At 37.9% G+C, this 21,671-nt stretch carries 11 protein-coding genes; 10 read left to right on the top strand and 1 reads right to left on the bottom strand.

What is annotated here, in order from left to right; genetic code table 11:
- Positions 1-493: 493 nt before the first annotated feature.
- Positions 494-1,063 (bottom strand): hypothetical protein, encoded by a 570-nt coding sequence (locus ACESQI_RS17965; RefSeq protein ID WP_278512610.1) that lies wholly within the window; start codon positions 1,061-1,063, stop codon positions 494-496.
- Between the two features lie 753 nt (positions 1,064-1,816).
- On the opposite strand from ACESQI_RS17965, the gene ACESQI_RS17960 reads away from it, so the two are divergent.
- From ACESQI_RS17960 to ACESQI_RS17915, 10 genes are all read left to right on the top strand, one after another.
- Positions 1,817-2,935, top strand: a complete 1,119-nt coding sequence (locus ACESQI_RS17960) for a glycoside hydrolase family 26 protein (protein WP_278512607.1) — start codon at positions 1,817-1,819, stop codon at positions 2,933-2,935.
- A 44-nt stretch (positions 2,936-2,979) separates the two neighbouring features.
- Complete coding sequence (locus tag ACESQI_RS17955) at positions 2,980-4,392, top strand: T9SS type A sorting domain-containing protein (protein WP_373126636.1); 1,413 nt, start codon at positions 2,980-2,982, stop codon at positions 4,390-4,392.
- A 251-nt stretch (positions 4,393-4,643) separates the two neighbouring features.
- Positions 4,644-7,631: a SusC/RagA family TonB-linked outer membrane protein gene (locus ACESQI_RS17950; RefSeq protein WP_373126634.1), complete on the top strand. Its 2,988-nt coding sequence runs from the start codon at positions 4,644-4,646 to the stop codon at positions 7,629-7,631.
- Positions 7,632-7,643: 12 nt separating this feature from the next.
- A complete protein-coding gene (locus tag ACESQI_RS17945) occupies positions 7,644-9,455 on the top strand; it encodes a RagB/SusD family nutrient uptake outer membrane protein (protein WP_373126632.1) in 1,812 nt (603 codons plus the stop codon).
- A 28-nt stretch (positions 9,456-9,483) separates the two neighbouring features.
- Complete coding sequence (locus ACESQI_RS17940) at positions 9,484-9,867, top strand: hypothetical protein (RefSeq protein ID WP_007487270.1); 384 nt, start codon at positions 9,484-9,486, stop codon at positions 9,865-9,867.
- Between the two features lie 74 nt (positions 9,868-9,941).
- Positions 9,942-11,345 carry a glycoside hydrolase family 28 protein gene (locus ACESQI_RS17935; protein ID WP_373126631.1) on the top strand — a complete coding sequence of 468 codons (1,404 nt, stop codon included), beginning with the start codon at positions 9,942-9,944 and terminating at the stop codon, positions 11,343-11,345.
- 27 nt (positions 11,346-11,372) lie between these two features.
- Positions 11,373-14,078, top strand: a complete 2,706-nt coding sequence (locus ACESQI_RS17930; protein WP_373126629.1) for a glycosyl hydrolase family 28 protein — start codon at positions 11,373-11,375, stop codon at positions 14,076-14,078.
- A 214-nt stretch (positions 14,079-14,292) separates the two neighbouring features.
- The gene (locus tag ACESQI_RS17925) at positions 14,293-17,529 is read left to right on the top strand and encodes a glycoside hydrolase family 2 TIM barrel-domain containing protein (RefSeq protein ID WP_373126627.1); all 3,237 of its coding nucleotides are present in this window, start codon (positions 14,293-14,295) and stop codon (positions 17,527-17,529) included.
- Between the two features lie 65 nt (positions 17,530-17,594).
- Positions 17,595-18,920 (top strand): T9SS type A sorting domain-containing protein, encoded by a 1,326-nt coding sequence (locus ACESQI_RS17920; protein ID WP_157457880.1) that lies wholly within the window; start codon positions 17,595-17,597, stop codon positions 18,918-18,920.
- Between the two features lie 241 nt (positions 18,921-19,161).
- A complete protein-coding gene (locus ACESQI_RS17915) occupies positions 19,162-21,414 on the top strand; it encodes an alpha-L-rhamnosidase C-terminal domain-containing protein (RefSeq protein WP_373126625.1) in 2,253 nt (750 codons plus the stop codon).
- Positions 21,415-21,671 lie beyond the last annotated feature (257 nt).

The raw sequence follows: 21,671 nt of genomic DNA, 5'->3' as shown, positions 1-21,671 counted from the left end.
AGTAAAACAATCAAGAAACTGTGAAGGAAAACAGTAGATATTAACCAAAATGTGTAAAGTGAATACAGGCATAGTCAGATTGTACACTTTAACACATCAAGATTGTACATTTTAGTATGACAAGAATGTACAATTAACACATACTAAAGTGTACACTCTTGTTATACTTAAAATAGGAGATCCAGATACGCTATAAATCAGTTGATTACATAAGAGTGAATCTTTTATTGGATACTTATATTTCCTCTTAAAAAAAATCTATAATTACTTTTTTGATAACTACGCATTTATCGGATGGACCTTTCATATTTCGCTTCTTAGCACAAAAGGTTGATTCATACCATAGTCCGGCAATATATATTGTTCACCGGCAGGCATTTCCCCTGATATTTTTTGCCAATGCCAGGGACCGGATATTGTAGTTTCTCTAATTACGTTACAAAAGGCTGAAATTCTTTTCCGATCTGTTTTAATCGCGGATTTGACTCTTAATTTATTCAGATTCGGAATAAACCATTATTGTTTGGAACATGTTGTCCCAGACAACTTTATTTGTTAGAGGGCAGCAAATTGCAAATGCAGTATGTTCGATTCCTTCATATTTATATTTGATGATATATACTTTGTCTCCTATCTTTATTCTGGACTTTACATTGTCTTTTAGTTTTTTTAGTTCTTTTGTGGATAGCTTATCTCCATACCTTACAACTGTCATCCATTGTTTATAAATTGAAGTCGCTTTACCTGTTTCTAAAGAGTAAGAACTTTTAGTGTAGCTGATTCTGGTATCTGTATTTCCAATCGTATTTGGGTTGCTGAACCATTTTATATCTCTCTTTATTTTACGAGAGGTATTCAATTCTTCCACGAATTCGTAGGATAGTAGCTGTAAATCATTTGCTGTCTCTACGATATTTGGAGTCCAATTTCTGAATAAATTATTAAAATTGTCCTCACAGGTTTGTATTTCACTACCATATTCATATATAGAAGTTTTAGAAGCTTGTGCAGATACTGTATGGGAAATGAAAAAGAAGATGATTACTATATTTATATATTTCATGCTTTTTTAGTGTTTAATTTTATATATCAGATTTATCTTCCTATACATGTACTAACTGTAGATCATTGTACCAGTAATTTTATTCTTCCTACAGTTTGTTCGGGTATATTGTGGAATATTTCTCTTTGTGCTATTCATGAATATAATTTCTACAAAGATAGTTATTGGGAAAGAAGTGGATATGCTCGTTCCAGCCCAATATGTATGTGGATCTACTATTATGTTAAGATATACATATTTGGTGAAAATATTATGACGCTAATGACCTCAATGTCTATATAGCAGTAATTTGTTTTAAGAATAAAAAAATGTGATCGTTCATCTATAGTTTCCTGTGAGTATAGTTGTGAGGTATATTGTATTCAATTACGCCAAAAATGTATTTTAAATATCATTGTACAGATTGGGTATATTAATGGCGAGATTAGGCATAGTGATTTTGTTTGCTATAAATTATATTTGTTTCCGGAAACAACATAGAATGATGTTTTTAATTGGTATTTCAATTCAGGTAAAAAAGATTTGTTGATGTGAAGCAGGAAGTAATTGAGAGGGAGTAAAGAAGCACAAGAATATAGTTGTTTTCTTCTCCCACTCTTTACTCAAAAAAAGAAGAATTGTTTGACCCTATTATAGATGAGTATGAGGAAACATTCTCTTTGTTGATTGACACACACAACTATATACTTTATTGTATCGGTCAACTTTTGATGTCTTTAAACAATATATTATCACATAAATATTTATTTAATCATGAAAAACTGTTTTTTTATAGGAGCCGTCATCATTACTCTTTTTTCCTGCAAAACATCCGTAGAGAATAAGTTTCCGACTGATCCACAAGCTACTCTTGAAACTGTAGCACTATACAATCGTTTGTTTAATTTGGCTGAAAAAGGTATTATGCTCGGACATCAGGACAGTCCATTGTATGGGCATGGATGGTATGGCGATGAGGAGTGTTCGGACGTTAAAAATATGGTTGGAGACTATCCCGCTATGTTCGGCTTTGAATTAGGACATATTGAATTAGGTTCCGAGTATAGTTTAGATTCGGTATATTTTAGCCGGATAAAAGAGCACGTAATAAAACAGCATGCTCGAGGCGGTATTTCTTCTTTTAGTTGGCATGCTAATAACATCGCAACTGGAAACTCAACCTGGGATTGTGCACAAGATACAGTTGTACGTTCTATTTTGCCCGGAGGTGGTCTGCACAAGGAATATCTGGTATGGTTGGGACGTTTGGCTGATTTCTTTTTAGACCTAAAAGATGAAACGGGAACTTACATCCCTGTCATATTTCGTATGTATCATGAGCATACCGGGGATTGGTTTTGGTGGAGTAGCCAACAATCTACCCCTGAAGAGTATAAGCAGTTGTGGATAATGACAATCGACTTTTTGCGAAACACAAAGCAGGTACATCATCTGCTTTATGCTTATTCATCATCCAATGTTGAGAGTATGGAACATTATCTGGAACGCTATCCGGGAGATGAATATGTGGATATTTTAGGATTCGACCATTACTTGAAAGGGCGTACACAGGAAAACGTTGAACAATATAAAAAAGATTTTGAGCGAAATATTAAGATTGTGACGGAATATGCGATTCAGTCTGGAAAACTACCTGTAGTGGGTGAAACGGGCGAAGAGTCTGTGTGGGATACCACTTATTTTACGAACATAATTTATCCTATTATCAATAATTATAAATTGGGCTGGATTTTATTCTGGCGGAATGCCTGGGAAGCGGACAAACCCGATCATTACTATTTGCCCTACCCGGGACATCCTTCTGAAAATGATTTCAGGCAATTTGTTGATATGCCTTTGATTTTAATGAGTAAAGACATTTTTGAGAAATGATTTTATTATAACCCAGATTGTTTAATCTTGAAAAATTAGAAATTATGAAAAGAAAACTCTACAGAAGTATGATTTTAACATTGTCAACAACCCTGTTGGCTGTAAATGTAAACGCTCAGTTTGCCGGTGGTACCGGAACAGAGGAAGATCCGTACATTATCCAAACGGCAGAACAATTGAACGAAGTCCGTAATTATTTGGATGGTAATAATTTTCAGTTGAGTAACGATATCGATTTAACTGATTATCTCGCTACTAATTCTGCTGAAAACGGTTGGCTACCTATCGGAAATGATCCGGAAAGTGGTATTTCAGGAACATTTGATGGTAACGGACATGTCATATCTGGTTTTTATATCAATCGTCCTGATCTTACCAATGTCGGGTTATTTGGATCGGTAAAGTCAAGCAAATTGTTCAGTGTGAAGAACTTAGGGATTATTGTAACTGAAGGAAAAGAAGTAAAAGGGTTGGACAATGTGGCCGGAATCATCGGACAAGTTCCTTATACTGGTCAAACAATTAAAATAACCGAGTGCTTTGTCATTGGAAATATTACAGCTGTAGGTAATGGTGCCGTTTCCGGATCAGCTACAGGAAATGCAGCTCCTTTTATTGCCATGACCTCTGCATTAGGACGCGTAGAGTTACTAAACTGCTATGCTGTTGGTAAGGTATATGGTTTTGCAAAAGCCGGAGGATTGGTAGGACAGGGATATAGAGGAATAAAGATTGAATCATCATATTCTACTTGTACTGTAGAAGCCGGTAGCAATAAAGCACAGTCAAAAGCCGGAGGCCTTATCGGTGAATGTGGTTTCCCTAATGGAAATGCTATTCGTCATGACATACTTTATTCAATTGCATTGAATCCATCTGTTAAAGCACCTAATGCTGTAGAGGATAATATTGGACGCTTGGTGGGATATGAAAAACCGGATAACACGGGTAAATATAATTATGAGGTTGCTTATGCCTGGGCGGATATGCTTGTGAATGATGCAATTGTAACTAATGGGTTGGAAACGAACAAGAATGGATTGAATCAGACCTCTAATGATGTAATTAAAGAAGTACTTTATTTTGGTGACAATATGAATGATTTTCTGTTTTGGGATCCGGCTGTTTGGTCAATGGGTAACGGAAATTATCAGCTGCCTATATTAAAGGCTTTTACAGCCGAAAAACAGCCCAATACCAAAGTCGCTCATTTACCGGAGAGCACTGGTACCGGTTTTATAATGACAGATTCCGGACAGTTATCTGTATATCCGTCTGTAGCGAAAGATAAAATTACAATCGCTAATAAAGAATCCGGAACAGAAGTTTCGATCTATGATCAGGTAGGTAAATTGGTGTTGACAAGTTCTGATTCGGAAATTAATATATCCACATTAAATACTGGCTTATACTTGTTAAACATACAAGGTAAAGTGATGAAATTCATTAAAGAATAATCACTGGTATATTATCAGTTAAAGAACTAATAGTGGAAAATATCATCTATCGGCTTTCAATAATAAATCCGTATTATTTATTTGCATGTAGTAAATAAAATTCCATTATTAGCTCTTTTTTTAATCTAAAAAAATAAAATGACATGATCAAATATGTAAAAATTGGAATCCTTGATATCATGAAAAACAGAAGGCGGTTCATTCTATTTATCTCCATATTAATGTCTGTATCATCTGTATTTGGGCAGGCAATGAAAACACTTACTGGAACCGTAACTGATTTATCAGGAGAACCATTGATTGGAGTAAGCATTGTCATAAAAGGAACTACTAATGGTACGGTGACCGATATTGATGGAAAATACTCGTTAAATATACCCAGTGAAAATAAAAAAGTTACTTTGATTTTTACTTATGTCGGATATTTAAAGCAAGAAGTTCTTGTTGCCGGAAAAAACACATTGAATGTTGTCATGAAAGAGGATGACAAACTGCTTGATGAAGTAGTAGTGGTGGGGTACGGTGTACAAAAACGAGTGAACATGACCGGTTCGGTATCTTCGATAAAAAGCGAAAAGATGACAACCATGCCGGTTGCTAATGTCTCGAATGCACTGGGAGGCCGGGTTTCCGGATTAGTTACTCAACAAGCTACCGGTGAACCAGGGAATGATGCCTCAACTTTGTATCTTCGTGGAAACAAAAATCCGCTCGTGCTGGTCGATGGTATCGAAAGCGAGTACAATATGATCAACATGGAAGAAGTAGAGTCTGTCACATTGTTGAAAGATGCATCGGCGGTCGCTCCTTATGGTTTAAAAGGAGCCAATGGCGTGGTATTGATTACTACCAAACGTGGAGGGAATTCACAGGGAAAAATTACCTTCAACTATAACGGTGAGTTCGGATGGCAAAAACCCACCAACACGCCCGAATTTATGAGTGCTGCCGATGGATTGCGTCTTAAAAAACTGGCATATGAGATGGATGGTATGAACGACGAAGCTAATGCCATTACCGATGAAATTCTGGCAGCACACGAAACAGATACAGACGCTTATCCCAATACTGACTGGGTGAAAAATTACATGAATACCTCAAATAGTCAGAAACATAATATTGTGCTTCAAGGGGGAAATGATATCATAAAAGCTTATGTTGCGCTGGGCTACATGAAACAGGGTAGTATGTTCAGTGACGATCAGTACTATCGTCGTTATAATATACGTGCTAACCTCGATTTAAAACCTACTAAGACTACCACCGTTTCTGCAGACTTGGGGCTTGTGTATGACCGTAAAAGAACCAACGCATCCTCTGCAGAAGCAGCCATGACAAATATTTACCGTGCGAAAGCTACGGAAGCAGATGTATACAGCAACGGATTACCCGCCTTTCAATCGTCCATTGGCGGTAGTATGTACCAAACTATTTATGGCGGCGGAGATAAACGTAATGAGAACAACTATCAGAATTTAAGTTTTTCTATCAACCAGGAACTCCCTTTCATCAAAGGTTTGTCTGTAAAGGGGCTATTTAATATGAACCGCAAAGACGCAAACAGTAAAAATTGGACTTATCCTTATGAGTATTATATATATGACGCTGCCAATGACAAATACAACAAATCCGAATTACAGTCTGATGAAGAATTGTCACAGTCTACAAAAATAAATGCTTATTATACTGTGCAGGCATATCTCAATTATGCTAATTCATTCGGTAAACATAATCTTTCCGGTTTGTTTGTTTATGAACGTCGGTGGGGAGGAACAAAAGTAAATTATAGTGCTCGTCGTACCCGGTTTGATGTGCTTATACCGGAACTGGATATGGGGTCTAAAGATAATCAATATAACTCCGGAACTTCTTCGGCTGAGGCACAAGACGGTTTTGTCTTTCGGGTCAATTACGATTTCGCCCAAAAGTATCTCGTAGAATTGGCTGGTCGTTATGATCGTACTTATCAATATGCTCCTGATCGTCGTGCTGCGTTCTTTCCTTCCATTTCACTGGGATGGCGTATTTCCGAAGAAGCATTTCTGAAAGACGTCCGTTGTATCGATAACTTGAAAATCCGTGCATCTTATGGTAAATCCGGAAATCCGGTTGGTAACCCTTTCCAATGGAGTCCTACTTATACAGTGGGCAGTGGCTATGTATGGGGAACTGGTACTCCATCTACTGTTTCAGGTTTGTATGAAAGCGCAGAAGCGAACCCTCATCTGACTTGGGAAACGGTATTGAAAGCCAATATCGGTTTTGATCTTTCAATGTGGAATGGATTATTGGGAGTGGAAATGGATGTATACCGTGATTTACGGCGGGATAAGATTATTATCCCTACGGATGACTTCCCTACAGAATATGGAATTAAGCCATCTCAATATAATGCTGGAAAAGAAGAGCGTTATGGGGTTGACCTTACCGTAACCAACCATACGGAAATCAACCGTAATTTCTCTATCGACAATTCTTTGGTATTCGGGTTCTCCCGGGATAAACAAGTTGATATAGCAGAATCAATGGGTACTTACAGTATCCCACGCTTCCGCCGGACTGGTAAATCCGCATCGCAATTAAGAGGTTATATTGCTGAGGGGTTATTCAGCAGTCAGGCAGAAATTGACAGTTGGGCATATCAGAGCGCTTCGACTCGTTCTGGTGATATCAAGTACCGCGATATCAATGGCGATGGTAAAATAGACAATGAAGATGAGACGATCATCGGTCGTACCCGTGTACCGGAAATTATGTACGGATATACCTTTAGTGCGAAATACAAGAACTTTGATGTCAGTCTGTTTTTGCAAGGTACAGGACATTCGGATTTCTATATGGGACAAGATGCAAAAGGTTCTTCTGACCGGGGAGTTCGTTTCCCATTCAAAAATGATAAACCCCGAAAGGATCATATCAATTCGTGGACTGTAGATAATCCTGATCCCAATGCTAAATATCCACGCTTATCTACCATCGAAGGTATGAACTATGTGACTTCTTCTTTCTGGGTTGTAAATACAGCTTATTTGAAACTGAAGTCTCTCGAATTGGGATATAATCTCGAACAGCGTCTGCTTAAGAAAATTCGGGTGGATAACATGCGTATATACTTAAATTTTTACAATTTATGGACTATTTATTCTTCCATGCCAAAAGACTTCGATGTTGAAAACCAAAATTATAATGCCTATCCACAACAGTTTGTAACCTCTTTGGGTGTCAATATCACATTTTAATAAAAAGGAATTATGAAAAAGATAATAATATTTGCTACTGTCGGAATAGTCCTTGGATTCTTCAGTTCATGTACAGACTTCATGGATATCGAATCGAGGACATCCATCACCGACGAAGCCGTGTGGTCGAGCAAATCGGCTACCGGACTATATATTAATGAGACTTACCACAGAACTCTTGATGGGCCTTTGTATTGTATGACCAAAGGTATCAGAGACTGGTATTCTTTCGATCATGCCTGGACTGATGATATGGGAATTTCTGGATTTATTTCATTGTCTGAATTTAGTTTTACTGCTGCAACAATTCCTCAGCCGATTAGAGGCAGATGGGATGTTTTATACGAAAACATACGCAGAACCAATCTTGGATTGGAAAAGATAAAAATATCGGAAGTACTGGATGATATCGAAAAAGAACGATTCTTAGGAGATATGTATTTTCTGCGTGCATTAAATTATTTCGAACTGTGGCGTTTCTGGGGAGGTGTACCACTGATAAAGAAAGCATTGAATAAAGATGTAGACGATATATACTATCCGAGAAGTTCATCAGAAGAAACTTTGAATTTGATTATAGAGGATTTTAAGGAAGCTGCAAAACGCTTACCTAAACGTTCGGAACTTCCGGCTGCTGAATACGGTCGGGCAACCAGAGGGGCAGCCGTAGGCTTTCAGGCTATTGCCTATCTCCATGCTGCGGGTGTAATTGATGCGAAATATTATGAAGATGCTGCAAATACAGCTAATATATTGATAAGCGGTGAACTAAAAGGTGAATATAGTCTGTTCCGTGAAAATGACGGAGACCCTACGGAGAAATCTACTCCCCGAAAGCTAAGTAAAAAAGCGGAGAATTTTGCCAATCTTTTTTTGGAAGCATATGAGGGTAATGAAGAGGTACTTTTTGACGTCCAATATAAAAATCCCGATCGTAATCAGCAAGGTTATCAAACCATTGCAGCTCCCGGATATCCGGGTATAGGCAGTGACTATGGTTGGGGATGTTCCAACCCTTCGCAAATGTTGGTTGATGCTTTTGAGATGCAGGATGGTACCTCTTTCGACTGGAATAATACTGAACAGTCTGCACATCCGTATGAAAACCGGGATGCCCGTTTCTATGCTTCTATCCTCTACGACGGAGTTGTATGGAAAGATTCTACACTCTCACTGAGTACTAACCGGTATGTATGGGACGAAAACAATCGTAGAAAATGGAAAAATGTATCTGACAATCTTCCTAATGGAATGTATTGTTCGAAAGTGGAGTCTACCAAGACCGGTTATTTTATTCGTAAACATCAAAATGAAGAGGTTAGTTGTGGAACTAAAAACCGGTATTTGAATATGGACGGTGAAGGCGGAAACCTGATTGTACTGCGTTATGCCGAAATTTTATTAACCTATGCCGAAGCGAAAAATGAAGTATCCGGCCCGGATCAGTCCGTATTTGATGCCATCAATGCTGTACGACGTCGTGCCGGACAACCGGAAATCTCCGGTTTGGGACAAAACGAACTTCGTGAACGCATCTGTAACGAACGCCGTGTGGAATTGGCTTTCGAAAACAAAAGGTATTTCGATATTCTACGATGGAGAGCAGGCGATAAGTATTTGACAGGCCCTTTTTACAAGATGGAAATTGTTTACCAAGAGCCTCCTGAAAAAGTACCGACTTCGATCTCTGTACCCGTATACAATCCTCGTTCCGTGTACTTCGAAAGAACTTTCGACTCACAAAAGAATTATTTGTTACCCATACCGCAACATGCAATAAACCGGAATCCTAAGTTAGTAGGACATCAGAATCCGGGATGGTAATAGCCAACGAATAAATAAAGAAAAAGTCATGAAAAAATTAGTTTATATAGTATTTTTTGTTTCGTTCGTTGTAACGACAGCCTGTTCAAAAATCGATTATCAAATAAATGAGGCATATGAAACTGCCGAAATAACAGGTATCACTCTGTATGCAGTAAGTGACAAGCCGGTTAATGTTGTTGAATCTTTTGAGATTGATATAGAAAATGCATTGGTACAGGCTTTTGTTCCCCAAGGAACCGATTTGACCCAGTTAAGATTGGTGCTGACAATATCTACCGGAGCTACCGTAACTCCCAGTGTGAATGGATTTATCGATTTGAGTGTGCCCAAAGAGTATACTGTTACATCCCCAAACGGTCTGGTTAAAAAAGACTGGACGATTGATGTGGACGTTGTTCAGAGTGAATAGTCGATAAACGATAAAGAAAAAGTATTTAGATGAAATAATAATATAAAAGATAAATTATAAAAGAAATTCTATAAATGAAAAGGAGTTTATTGACACTTATTGCCTTTTGTTGTACGTTAAGTATGTTCTCCTATACAGTTGATATAACCACATTAGGTGCCAAAGGCGACGGAACTACTAATAATACAGCTCTTATACAGAAAGCCATAGACGATTGTTCGGCACATAACGGAGGAACGGTAAATGTTCCTCCCGGACAGTTTCTGACCGGAACACTCTTTATAAAATCCAATGTGAATTTACATCTTGACTTTGGTGCAGAACTTTTGGGTAGTACTGATTTGGATTCGTATCATAAAGCTTTTCCCGGTTTGAAAGGAAAAGAAACACCCGCTATTATCTTTGCACGTGAAGCCAGTAACATTGCCATAACTGGATTTGGTACGATTAACGGTCAAGGTGCACATCCGAACTTTCAGCACGGCAATGACTCTAAAGGAGGTCCAAAACGCCCTAAAATCATCTATTTTATTGGCTGTAAAAATGTCCGGGTACAAGACGTAACTTTAAGAAATTCTGCTTATTGGACACAAGATTATGAGAAGTGTGATGGGGTTGTCATACGCGGAGTTAAGGTCTATAGTCATGTTAACTGGAATAATGACGGTCTTGATATTGATAGTCGTAACGTGGTGATATCGGATTGTTATATTGATTGTGACGATGATGCACTATGTCTGAAAAGTGATACTGATACTCCATGTGAAAACGTCACAGTTACAAATTGTGTGTTGAAATCAAATTGTAATGCAATAAAATTCGGTACATCTTCGTACAGCGGGTTTAAGAATATTACAATTTTAAATTGCACGATAGATAGAGCTTCAGAAGACCACATCCGTCAGTGGTACAATAACTATCCATGGATCGGTACCACCCGGAAAACTGCAGTGGCAGGTATTGCATTGGAGTCGGTGGATGGAGGGATTATTGAAAATATTTCTATTTCGAACATTGTCATACGAGGTGTACAGACTCCCTTATTTATTCGCTTGGGTGATCGGAAAAGAACTTTCAGCAAACAGATGAGCCGAATTAATGATGTAATGATAAGCCATATTGTTGCCCGTAGTGAAGGAAAGGTAGCCTGTTCCATAACGGGAGTTCCCGGAGGTGATGTTAAAAATGTTATCATCAATGATGTTATCCTTATTACTGATGCTGAAGTTACCAAAGCGGAGATAAATACTGAAGTTCCGGAAGTAATTGATAAGTACCCTGAAAACAGAATGTTCGGTACGATTTTGCCGGCTTCAGGTTTTTACTTACGCCATGTTGATGGTATTACTTTCAATAATGTTAGAATGTCTACCTTGAAACAGGATGAACGCTCTATGTTTTATCTGGATGATGTGAAAAATTTCATTCAAAAGGACTGTACGTTCAACAATTCTCAAGTGACAATAAAGAAGAAATAATGGTTAAACTTTAAAAGTTTGAATAATATGAAAACAATAGAAAAAAAAAGGCTTCTGAGGTATTGGAGTCTTATTTTCATCCTTTGTACAAATCTGTCGCTTCATGCTTCGAACAGTAGTTTTACTTCTGGTGCGGGAACAGCTGAAGATCCGTTTATTATTAATACGGCTGAGGAACTGAATCAAATGAGAGATTATCTGAATGCGTATTATAAACTGGGGGCAGACATTGACTTGGCTACGTGGATTGCGGACAACTCTCCGGAGATCGGATGGCAGCCAATTGGTACGTTAGCCGCCCCTTTTACTGGAAATATAGATGGAAACGGACATGTTATTGAAAATCTCTGGATAAGTATGAATGCCGAAAATGTCGGTTTTTTCGGAGTGATTGGTGGCGATGTAACTATTAAAAGGTTGGGAATAGTGGTTGCAGACGGTAAAAGAATTACAGGAAACAGTAATGTGGGAATCCTTGCGGGGCTTTCTACGAATGTGGGAAGTATTAAGCAAACTCTTATAAAGGAGGTATACGTCGCCGGAAATGTTGAATCCAAAGGTACTTTAGTAGGAGGAATCATTGGAAGAAATAATAATCAGAACATCATCATTACTAACTGCTATGCCAAAGGCAACGTGTTTGCTACAGCCGATGGAGTAGGTGGTATTATGGGAAGTACGTATGGGGGATGTACTACATTAATAGACAAATGTTATGCTTTAAATAATATTCAAGTAGATGGAGGAGGATCTACTGGTGGTATAATGGGTACCGCTAGTGTATCTGATGCGGCTATCGGACAAATGAATGCTACCATATCCAATTGTGTCGCAATCAATAAATCAATTACCGTACGGGATGCAACTCCCAGTCGTATTTTTGCATGGGCTAAACAGGATAAAATAACGCTTATTGCTAATTTGGCCTTTTCGGGTTGTACTATTAACGGGGCTCCTTTCTCCAGTACCGATATTAATGGCAGAAACGGACAAGATAAAGATGCTGATGAACTTGCTATGCAGAACACCTATAACGGTTGGGATTTTGAATCTGTTTGGACAATGGGAAATGAGGCTTATCAGCTTCCGGTTTTGAAGTTAATTTCACTGACCTTGCAACCCGTCGATGAATATAATTTGGGAATAGAATCTGATAACCCTTTTGTTGATTTGGTACCAAAAGGAGGAGAGCTGAATGTAGTGGAGTCCTGTGGAATATCGAATAACGGACGCGAGGATGTGACCGATCTGTTACAACAAGCCATCGATGCGTGTTCTATAAAAAAAGCAACAGTAGTAGTGCCTAAAGGGCGTTACCTGATTCGTCCTATTTTCCTTCGTTCCAATATGAGGTTGCATCTTGAAGAAGGAGCACAATTATTGGGAAGTCGTACTATTCAGGATTATCGTAATGCATTTCCCGAAGCAGGAGCCATTGAAACCAGCGCTTTGGTATTTGGAAAGAATATTGAAAACGTGAAGGTGACTGGTACCGGAATAATTGACGGACGTGGGAATGCACCTGATTTTCAGTTTGGAAACGGAAAAGGAGACCGGCCTAAGGTTCTTCATCTGGTTAATTGCAGAGACGTTGTGGTAGAGAATGTAACCCTTCAAAATTCCGCTTTCTGGACGGCGCATTTTTTATTGTGTGACGGGGTGAAGATCAAAGGAGTGAAGGTTTACAGCCATTCAAACTGGAATAATGACGGTTTGGATATTGATTCCAGAAATGTGGAAATTGAAGATTGCTATATTGATTGCGATGATGATGGTATATGCATGAAAAGTGACCGGGGAATTCCGGTAGAAAACGTGATTGTAAAGAACTGTACCATTCGTACCAATTGCAATGCCATTAAATTGGGTACTGCCGGAAAAGCCGGATTTAAGAATGTTAGTTATACCGATTGTGTGATAGAAAAAGCCAGTGAAGATAATTTCCGTAAACATTACGAGAAACTTACCTGGTGTGGTATTACTCTACAGGGGCCATCAACTATCTCTGGTATAGCTTTGGAGTCGGTAAATGGGGGGGTATTAGATGATGTAAGGATTTCAAATATACGGATGAAAGATGTGCATACAGCTATTTTCCTCCGATTGGGAAAACGTGATGGCTCCCCACGAATGAGCGAACTAAAGAATGTTGTCATTTCAGACATCAAAGCTACTTGTGTGAGCAAGGTAGCAAGCTCTATTGTTGGTGTACCAGGAGGTATTATTGATAATGTATTCATTAAAAATGTAGAAATAACTTTGCCCGGTGGCGGCACAATAAATGATGCCAATGCGAATGTGCCTGAGATGATCAACGGTTATCCGGAGTCGAATATGTTCAGTACTCCCTTGCCGGCTTATGGATTTTATGTACGACATGCCAACAATGTCAAATTTGAAAATGTCAGCTTTAAATTGAACGGAACAGATGCCCGTCCGGATTATATATTCGATGATGTGACGGGAGAAGAAATTACCGGTTTATCGCCTGTTGTCGACGGTAAAGATTTCCGGATCACACTCGAGGAAGGATCTTTAAAGATACAACCCAAAGCAGGGAGCTTTATAAATATTGACGTCATTGATATATCTGGAAAAACGGTTTGTTCTGCAATAGATGGTAAAAATGCTATAAACGGTATTATCACAATTAGTTTGCCGGAACGTGGTATCTTTTTAGTATCTATCCGTACAGATAAAGGAAGATTCGTACGTAAGGTTATTAACCTGTAATTTGTCTGAAAAATAAGAGAGTAAATATCTTTATAAGTTCCCATGAGGACATTATGTGACATCGGTTTCTCATGGGAATTCAATTTATGATTAAATACCATATGGATTAGAAAGTAAACTATATCGGAAAACGGGGTAAAATAATCTGATAATATTGATCTGCTTTTAGAACTAATATGGTATTTCTATATTCTTGATTTTAAATCAACTATTTATGAGAAAATTAATTTTAGTATTAGGTATTATTCTTTCTTGTCAGTTTGCTTTTGGAAATGAGATAGGAAGGCAAAAAATTAATATCAATGCCAGTTGGAAGTTCCAAAGTAAAATATTGTCGAATAATCCGGCATTTGTCGATTTTGATGATAAATCTTGGAGTATTATAAATATTCCACATACGTGGAATAACACTGATGCACAGGATGGTGGTAATAATTATTTGAGAACTGTAGGTTGGTATAGAAAATCATTACCATGGAACGATTCCTATAACGGTAAGAAATTATATATCGAGTTTTTGGGAGCTTGTCTACAAGCCGAATGCTTTGTAAATGGTAAATCGGCAGGAATTCATAAAGGTGGATACACTGCTTTTCGTTTTGATATTACTTCGCTGATGAAACCCGGAGAAAATATCATTGCAGTAAAGGTAGATAACCGTCATTCGGAAGAAATTATGCCGTTAGGTGGAGATTTTTCAGTATTAGGAGGTATCTATAGAAATGTATCTCTAATCGTAGTTGATCCGGTGCATGTTGATTTGATGGACAATGGTTCTTCCGGACTTTATCTAACTCCTGTCAATGTCAGTGAATCAAGTGCGGATTTGGAGATAAAAGCCCTTATATTTAATCATTCGTCAGAATCCAAGACGGTCATTATTAATGGGAAGTTAAGAAATCCGGATAGTTTTGAATCTATAGCGGATGTTTCTAAACCTACATTTGATGTAACTGCCATGTGTCCGGGTGGAAAAGTAATAAAATCATTGAACGAGTTGGTGACAATAGAACCGGGAAAATCATATCGGTTTGAAAAAAAGATAACCATTGAGAGACCTCATCTTTGGAATGGTAAGAAAGATCCTTATCGTTACCTTGTCGATTTAGAAATTGAAGAAAATGGAAATGTCATTGACATGGTTTCCGAATACGTAGGGTTTAGATATTATTCTGTAACAAAAGAGGGATTTTTTTTGAATGGTAAGTTATATCCTTTGCGTGGAGTTGGCAAGCATCAAGACAGGTATAATATGGGATATGCCGTTACTGATAAAGAGCAAAACGAAGATTTTGGAATGATATATGATATGGGGGCGAATGCTATTCGTCTTGCCCATTACCCGCACGATCCTTATATCTATGATCTGTGCGACCGTTATGGTTTGGCTGTATGGACCGAAATACCTCTTGTAGACCGTCCGGGAACGGCTGAGTCTTTCAATGAAGTGACCAAAGATCAATTGAGGGAGTTGATTCGTCAACGCTATAATTGTCCGTCGGTTTTCTTTTGGGGATTACAAAATGAGATCAGAGAACAACATGATACTCACATGAGAGTCCTGATGAAAGAGCTGAACGAATTGGCTCATGCGGAAGATCCTTCTCGCCTGACTGTCCAAGCTACCAACCACCATACCGCTAAAAATTGGGATTCGGATGTCTTCGCCTGGAATTATTATCCCGGATGGTATGTGCAAAATCCTCTATTCAGCGGTAAATTAGATAGCTTTAAAGATAGCGAATCAAGGCCTACAGCACTTTCAGAATATGGAGCTGGCGGAAGTATTTACCATCATGAGATAAATCCAGCAAAGCCAGTAACAAACGGGGGGGATTTTCATCCGGAGGAGTATCAAAATAAAGTTCACGAACAGGCTATCATTGATATCTCTACCCGAGATTTCGTATGGGGAACCTTTTTATGGAATATATTTGATTTTGCTTCAGACGCTCGAAAAGAGGGTGATCAACACGGAGTGAACGACAAAGGTTTGATCACTTATGATCGGAAAGTAAAAAAAGATAGTTATTATGCCTATAAGGCAAATTGGAGTAATGAACCATTTGTATATATCACCAGCAGAAGATATACAAACAGGAACGAAGAGGTTACTCCTATAAGCATTTATTCTAACTGTGAATCGGTGGAACTGTTCGTAAACGGAGAGTCTAAAGGGAAAATCGTATCAAAAGATGTTCGTTGCGGATTCTTTAAGTGGGATGATATAATACTTTTGGCAAATACTGAGAATAAGATTAAGGTGGTAGGTACACAGGAGCAGAAAGAATATACTGACGAGGTTGTGTGGACTAAAATTGCCGGTACTACAACTACTTTGCAATCTGATAAGCTTGTTGTGGACAATGATAATAAGCGAATCATCTTTAAGGAAAATATTTCTGTTGAGCAAATCTATTCCTATTTACAAGCTCTTGACGGAGCTACGTTTATTGTCGTAGAGGCTGATGGCAAAACACCTGTTACAAAAGGAATGGTTAGTCTTGGAATGAAAATAGTTGTAACGTCTGAAGATAGCCAAAATAAAGCAACTTATGAATTTATTGCCGGACATATTGCACTAAAGAAAAATATCACAACAGATTCTGAACAGACGAACGAGGATAATTTAGCCTGTTATGCAGTAGATGGAGATTATAATACGCGCTGGGCGTCAAAAGACAAGAACCCTCATTGGCTTGAGATAGATTTAGGAAAAGAGTATGTCTTAAATAAAATTACAATTCATTGGTTTAATCCCAATGGAAGTAGAACTTATCAGTATCATATAAAGACTGCTGGTAATGAGAAAGAATTTGAGATAGAGGTAGACCGTTCAGGAAATACTCAACCAAATGCTGTATCTGATAATCTTCAAAATAAAAGTCGGTTTGTACGGGTGGAAGTTCTTGGAGGTAATGCCTCAACAGCTTATCCGTCTTTATATGAGATAGAAGTGTTGGGATGGACGATTGAATCAGAAGAATACGACATTGATTTTGAAAATCGTAAGATAAAGATTTTGAATACGAAAGAAAATGTACAAAACCTTACTACTGAAAAATTTTTAAGTAATATTTCTTTTGAAGGGAATCTGTCGTACGTTTTGAATAGTATGTCATATTTCATACAAGAGAATGATGAGCTTGTCATAACAGATTATTCAGGAAATAAGATGAAATTCAAATGTGTGTTTACAAACAACTTGACTTCTGTTAAAAATACAGATAGGAAGACTTTTCAAATAACCAGTCAGAATAATACACTAACAGTTAGACTGACGGATTTTATAGAACCTGTCACTTTAGAAATCAGGGATCTGCTTGGACATACGATTGTTACCGAAGAAATTTCAAATAGCTATACTTGTCGGTTGGACAACGGATTTTATTTGGTTAGTTTATCAAACCCGCAACTAAGAAGTGAAACAGTTAAATGTTTAATTAAATAATGGTTTTATTCCAAAAATGAAATCAGGATATAATGATTCTTTTTGTTAATATATACTCAAACATTATGAAGAAATATTTATTATTGGCGTTTTTTGCTTGGGCAAACGCAGGAGTTTTTACGATGCAAGTAAGTGCATTCAGTGGTAATGGCAGCGGAAATGCTGAAAGTCCTTATCTGATAACGACGGCAGTAGAACTGGACGAAGTACGGGATAACCTTACCGCCCATTACAGATTGATGAATAATATTGATTTAACAGACTGGATTACGCAAAATTCGCCAGTTAAAGGTTGGGAACCGATAAACGGATTTAAAGGCTCACTGGATGGAAACGGTTTTGTTATTTCAGGATTTTGGATCGAAAGACCGGAAACTGAAAATATCGGACTTTTCGGGAGTTTATCCGGAGGTACGATAAAAAGAATTGGTTTAGTTATTCCGGAGGATAAGAAGATTACAGGACTCAAAAATGTAGGAACTTTTGTAGGTCATACTCCTTATTCAACCACAGGGATAGTGATTGAAGAATGCTTTGTGAAAGGGGGTGTGGTTGAAGCAAAGAATTCGGCAGCCGGTGGTATTATGGGATATACTTCTACAACTACTGTGGTGACTATACGCAATTGTTATGTGGCAAATAAGATGATAATAGGTGCTGATGGTGCAGGTGGTTTGATTGGAACGGCCTATCGTGATGTAACGATGGAAAATTGTTATTGCACCAGTGTCGTTAAATCTACCAATAATGATAAATCTGCCGGTGGGCTTGTGGGAGGAACAAACGATGCTGGCAAGAATTATACAGTGAAAAATTCTGTTGCTTTAAATCCTGATATTATTTCTGCAAAATCGGCGGGACGTATCATTGGTTGGGTAAAAAACAGTTCAAAAACTTCATTCTCCGGAAATTTAGCTTTTGATGAAATGTTGATAGATGGTAAAGTTGTAACTGATGGTATGGAAAATAACAATAATGGTTTAGGGAAAACAAAAAAGGAACTAAATGAAGAATCTACTTATCTGGCCCTCGGTTGGAATTTTGATGTAACCGATGGTGTATGGACGATGGGTAGCGGGAAATATTCACTTCCGGTATTGAAGAATGTTTCTGTAGATCAGCAACCGAAAGTGACTCCGGAACATTTATATATAGAAGGAATAACAAATGTGATAACCGAGAAAGAATCTTCTTTATTGATTTATCCGCGTGTAACAAAAGGGAAAATCACCATTACAAATAAGGCTTCGGCTTCAATGGTAACCGTATATGATTTAACAGGTAGTATCATGCTGCAAACTGACAAGTCTGTTTTAGATATTTCGTCTTTTTCCAATGGAGTTTATTTGGTAGAAATTGAAAACGAGATAGTTAAAATTATTAAGAGGTAAGTGTCGTTTTTGGTTTAATGTGAGTTCTATATAATTTAGAATACTATTAACTGCCCGTCATTACTAAAATATAGTTTAATGGCGGGTTAGTTATTTATAGAAATAGTTAGTATGCTTATATTGAACTGGCATTATAATACGTTATATTGGGTGAATCATCCTTTACTCTTTATAGAAAGTCAAAATTTTGTATGTGTGTAGTAAGATTTGTAATTTTCTAAATAAATAAAGTGTTATGTTTATGAAATATCTATTGAATATTACTTCGTGTAGGTCACTTTTTTTTCTCTTCGTAATGTGTTACTGTGTATCCGGATTTTCTCAAGAGGTGAATGTACCGATCCAATTGCGCTGTGATTTGTTGTTACAGACTGATTATCAGTCTGTGCACGGATTCGCTGTTCCGACGGAATGGAAAGCTGCTATGTCAGGCAAGCATGAGTGCGTGAGAATTCTTACACAGACCCCTTCTTTTGGCTGGAATATCCCTTGTTGTGAGTCGGGAGCGACGATGCAGACGGCTTATCAGATTATAGTGGCAAGTACAGAAGCAAAGTTGAAGGAAAACAAAGGGGATGTATGGGATTCCGGGAAGGTGGAGAGCACACAGTCATCCGGTATAATCTATGATGGAAAGCCTCTTGTCGGCAATCATCTTTATTTTTGGAAAGTAAAGATATGGGATGAGAAGCAAACGGAAAGCTCCTATTCTGATGTAGCTGTCTTCTTGACAGATAAGGAATTACAGAAACATGCGACTGCACGGTATCCTCTTCAAAAACAACAGGAAATGCCTGTTTATATCCAAAATGTGAAAAACAAAGTATTGGTGGCGGATTTTGGTAAGGCAGCCTTCTGTGGGCAACTTTATCTGACTCTGACTTCAGATAGCGGTCAGGATACAGTACTTGTACATACCGGAGAAGCGATGACATCAGAAGGGTGTGTAAACAGAAAACCCGGTGGTAATATTCGATATGGTAGATATCGTATTCCCTTACGTTCCGGAACTCATACTTATCAGATTCAGTTTCGTCACAGTGGCGGTGGCATTAAGATGCCTGATTATATAGGCGAAGTGGTTCCTTTCCGTTATGTGGAACTGGAAAACTATCAGGGTAGTGCCGATAAAACCTTGTTGGTACGCAATGCTGTGTACTATCCTTATAATGATGAGGCTTCCTATTTTGAATGTTCGGATAACATTTTGAATCAGGTATGGGAATTATGTAAATACAGTGTAAAGGCAACTTCTTTCACAGGGCAATTTATCGATGGGGATCGCGAACGATTGCCTTATGAAGGAGATAATTATATCGGGCAACTGACAGCTTATTGCGTTGACGATGAATATAATTTGCCACGTTATTCACATGAGTACTCTATTACCCATCCTACCTGGCCTACAGAATGGATTCAGATTTCTGTAATGACGGCATGGTTGGATTATCTTTATACCGGTGATTTGCGTTCTATCCGTTATTATTATGATGATTTGAAAGCCAAATGCCTGATGGATTTTGAGACAGAAAATGGTTTGATTGTTGTATCGGGCACAGAAAAACAGAAGAATCCGCAAATAATGGCAAAGATACATCATAAAAAAAGTATTAAGGATATTATTGACTGGCCGATGACAGAACGCGATGGATTTGTTGTAGATAATGCCTGCAAATCAGTTATTAACGCATATTATTATCGTGATTTAGTATTAATGTCAAAAATGGCAAGGGCATTGGGTAATGAAGAGGATGAACTCTTTTACAGAAAGAAAGCGGCACGTGTGAAAAAGAGTTTCCAACGCCTGTTCTGGGACAGGAAAAACAAACGTTATCGGGACAGTGATAATACAGAACACGCTTCTTTACATGCCAATATTTTCCCATTGGCTTTCGGATTAGTAGATGAAAAGGATAAGGCGCCTGTTATGAAATATATTCGCAGTAAGGGAATGGCTTGCAGTGTGTATGCTGCACAATTTCTGCTGGAAGCAGTATATGGGGCGGAAGATGGAAATTATGGACTTTCATTGATGCATTCTACCGATGACAGAAGTTGGTATAATATGATTCGTGAGGGGAGTACAGTATCGATGGAAGCATGGGGAAATAAATATAAAGGTAATCAAGACTGGAACCATATTTGGGGAGCTGCTCCCGGTAATATTATTATGCGGGAATTAATAGGAGTAAAACCGGTTTCTCCGGGCTGGAACAAGTTTCAGATTAAACCTCAATTGGGAGAGTTGAAATGGGCGAAAGCTAAAGTACCTACTATTAAAGGGGCAGTAACGGTGGAGTATAATCAGACTGGTGAAACTTTTTTAATGAAGGTAAGAGTACCCGGAAATGCCGAAGCGGAAGTGATTCTTCCGGCAAAAAAAGATATAAATAAAGTAAATGTTAACGGACAGTTGGTAAAAACGATATTAAAAGACGGAAAGGTATTTTTGCCGGTATTAAGAAGTGGTGTTTATCATATAGTCTTGAATTGATATTTTTTATTTATACGGATTGGTAATTAAATGTATAAAGGAACAATAATGTTCTAAAAAATACATATTAGGCGAGAACAGATACATTTTTTGGTAAAATGGTGTATGCTTTTGGAATCGTGTATTTGGGAAGTATACATCTTTTGTGGATTTATTTACTCTTCTCTTTTTTGTTATCAATAGTGCAAAAATAGTATAATATACTGCAAGTGTTGGTATGTTACATTTATGGCGAGATTAGGCATGTTCGTTTGAGG

It is taken from the genome of Bacteroides sp. HPS0048 (assembly GCF_964240755.1).
Taxonomy (GTDB): Bacteria; Bacteroidota; Bacteroidia; order Bacteroidales; family Bacteroidaceae; genus Bacteroides; species Bacteroides nordii.
Note: the sequence above shows the minus strand (reverse complement) of the source record. Positions and strands in the feature narration are given on the sequence as shown.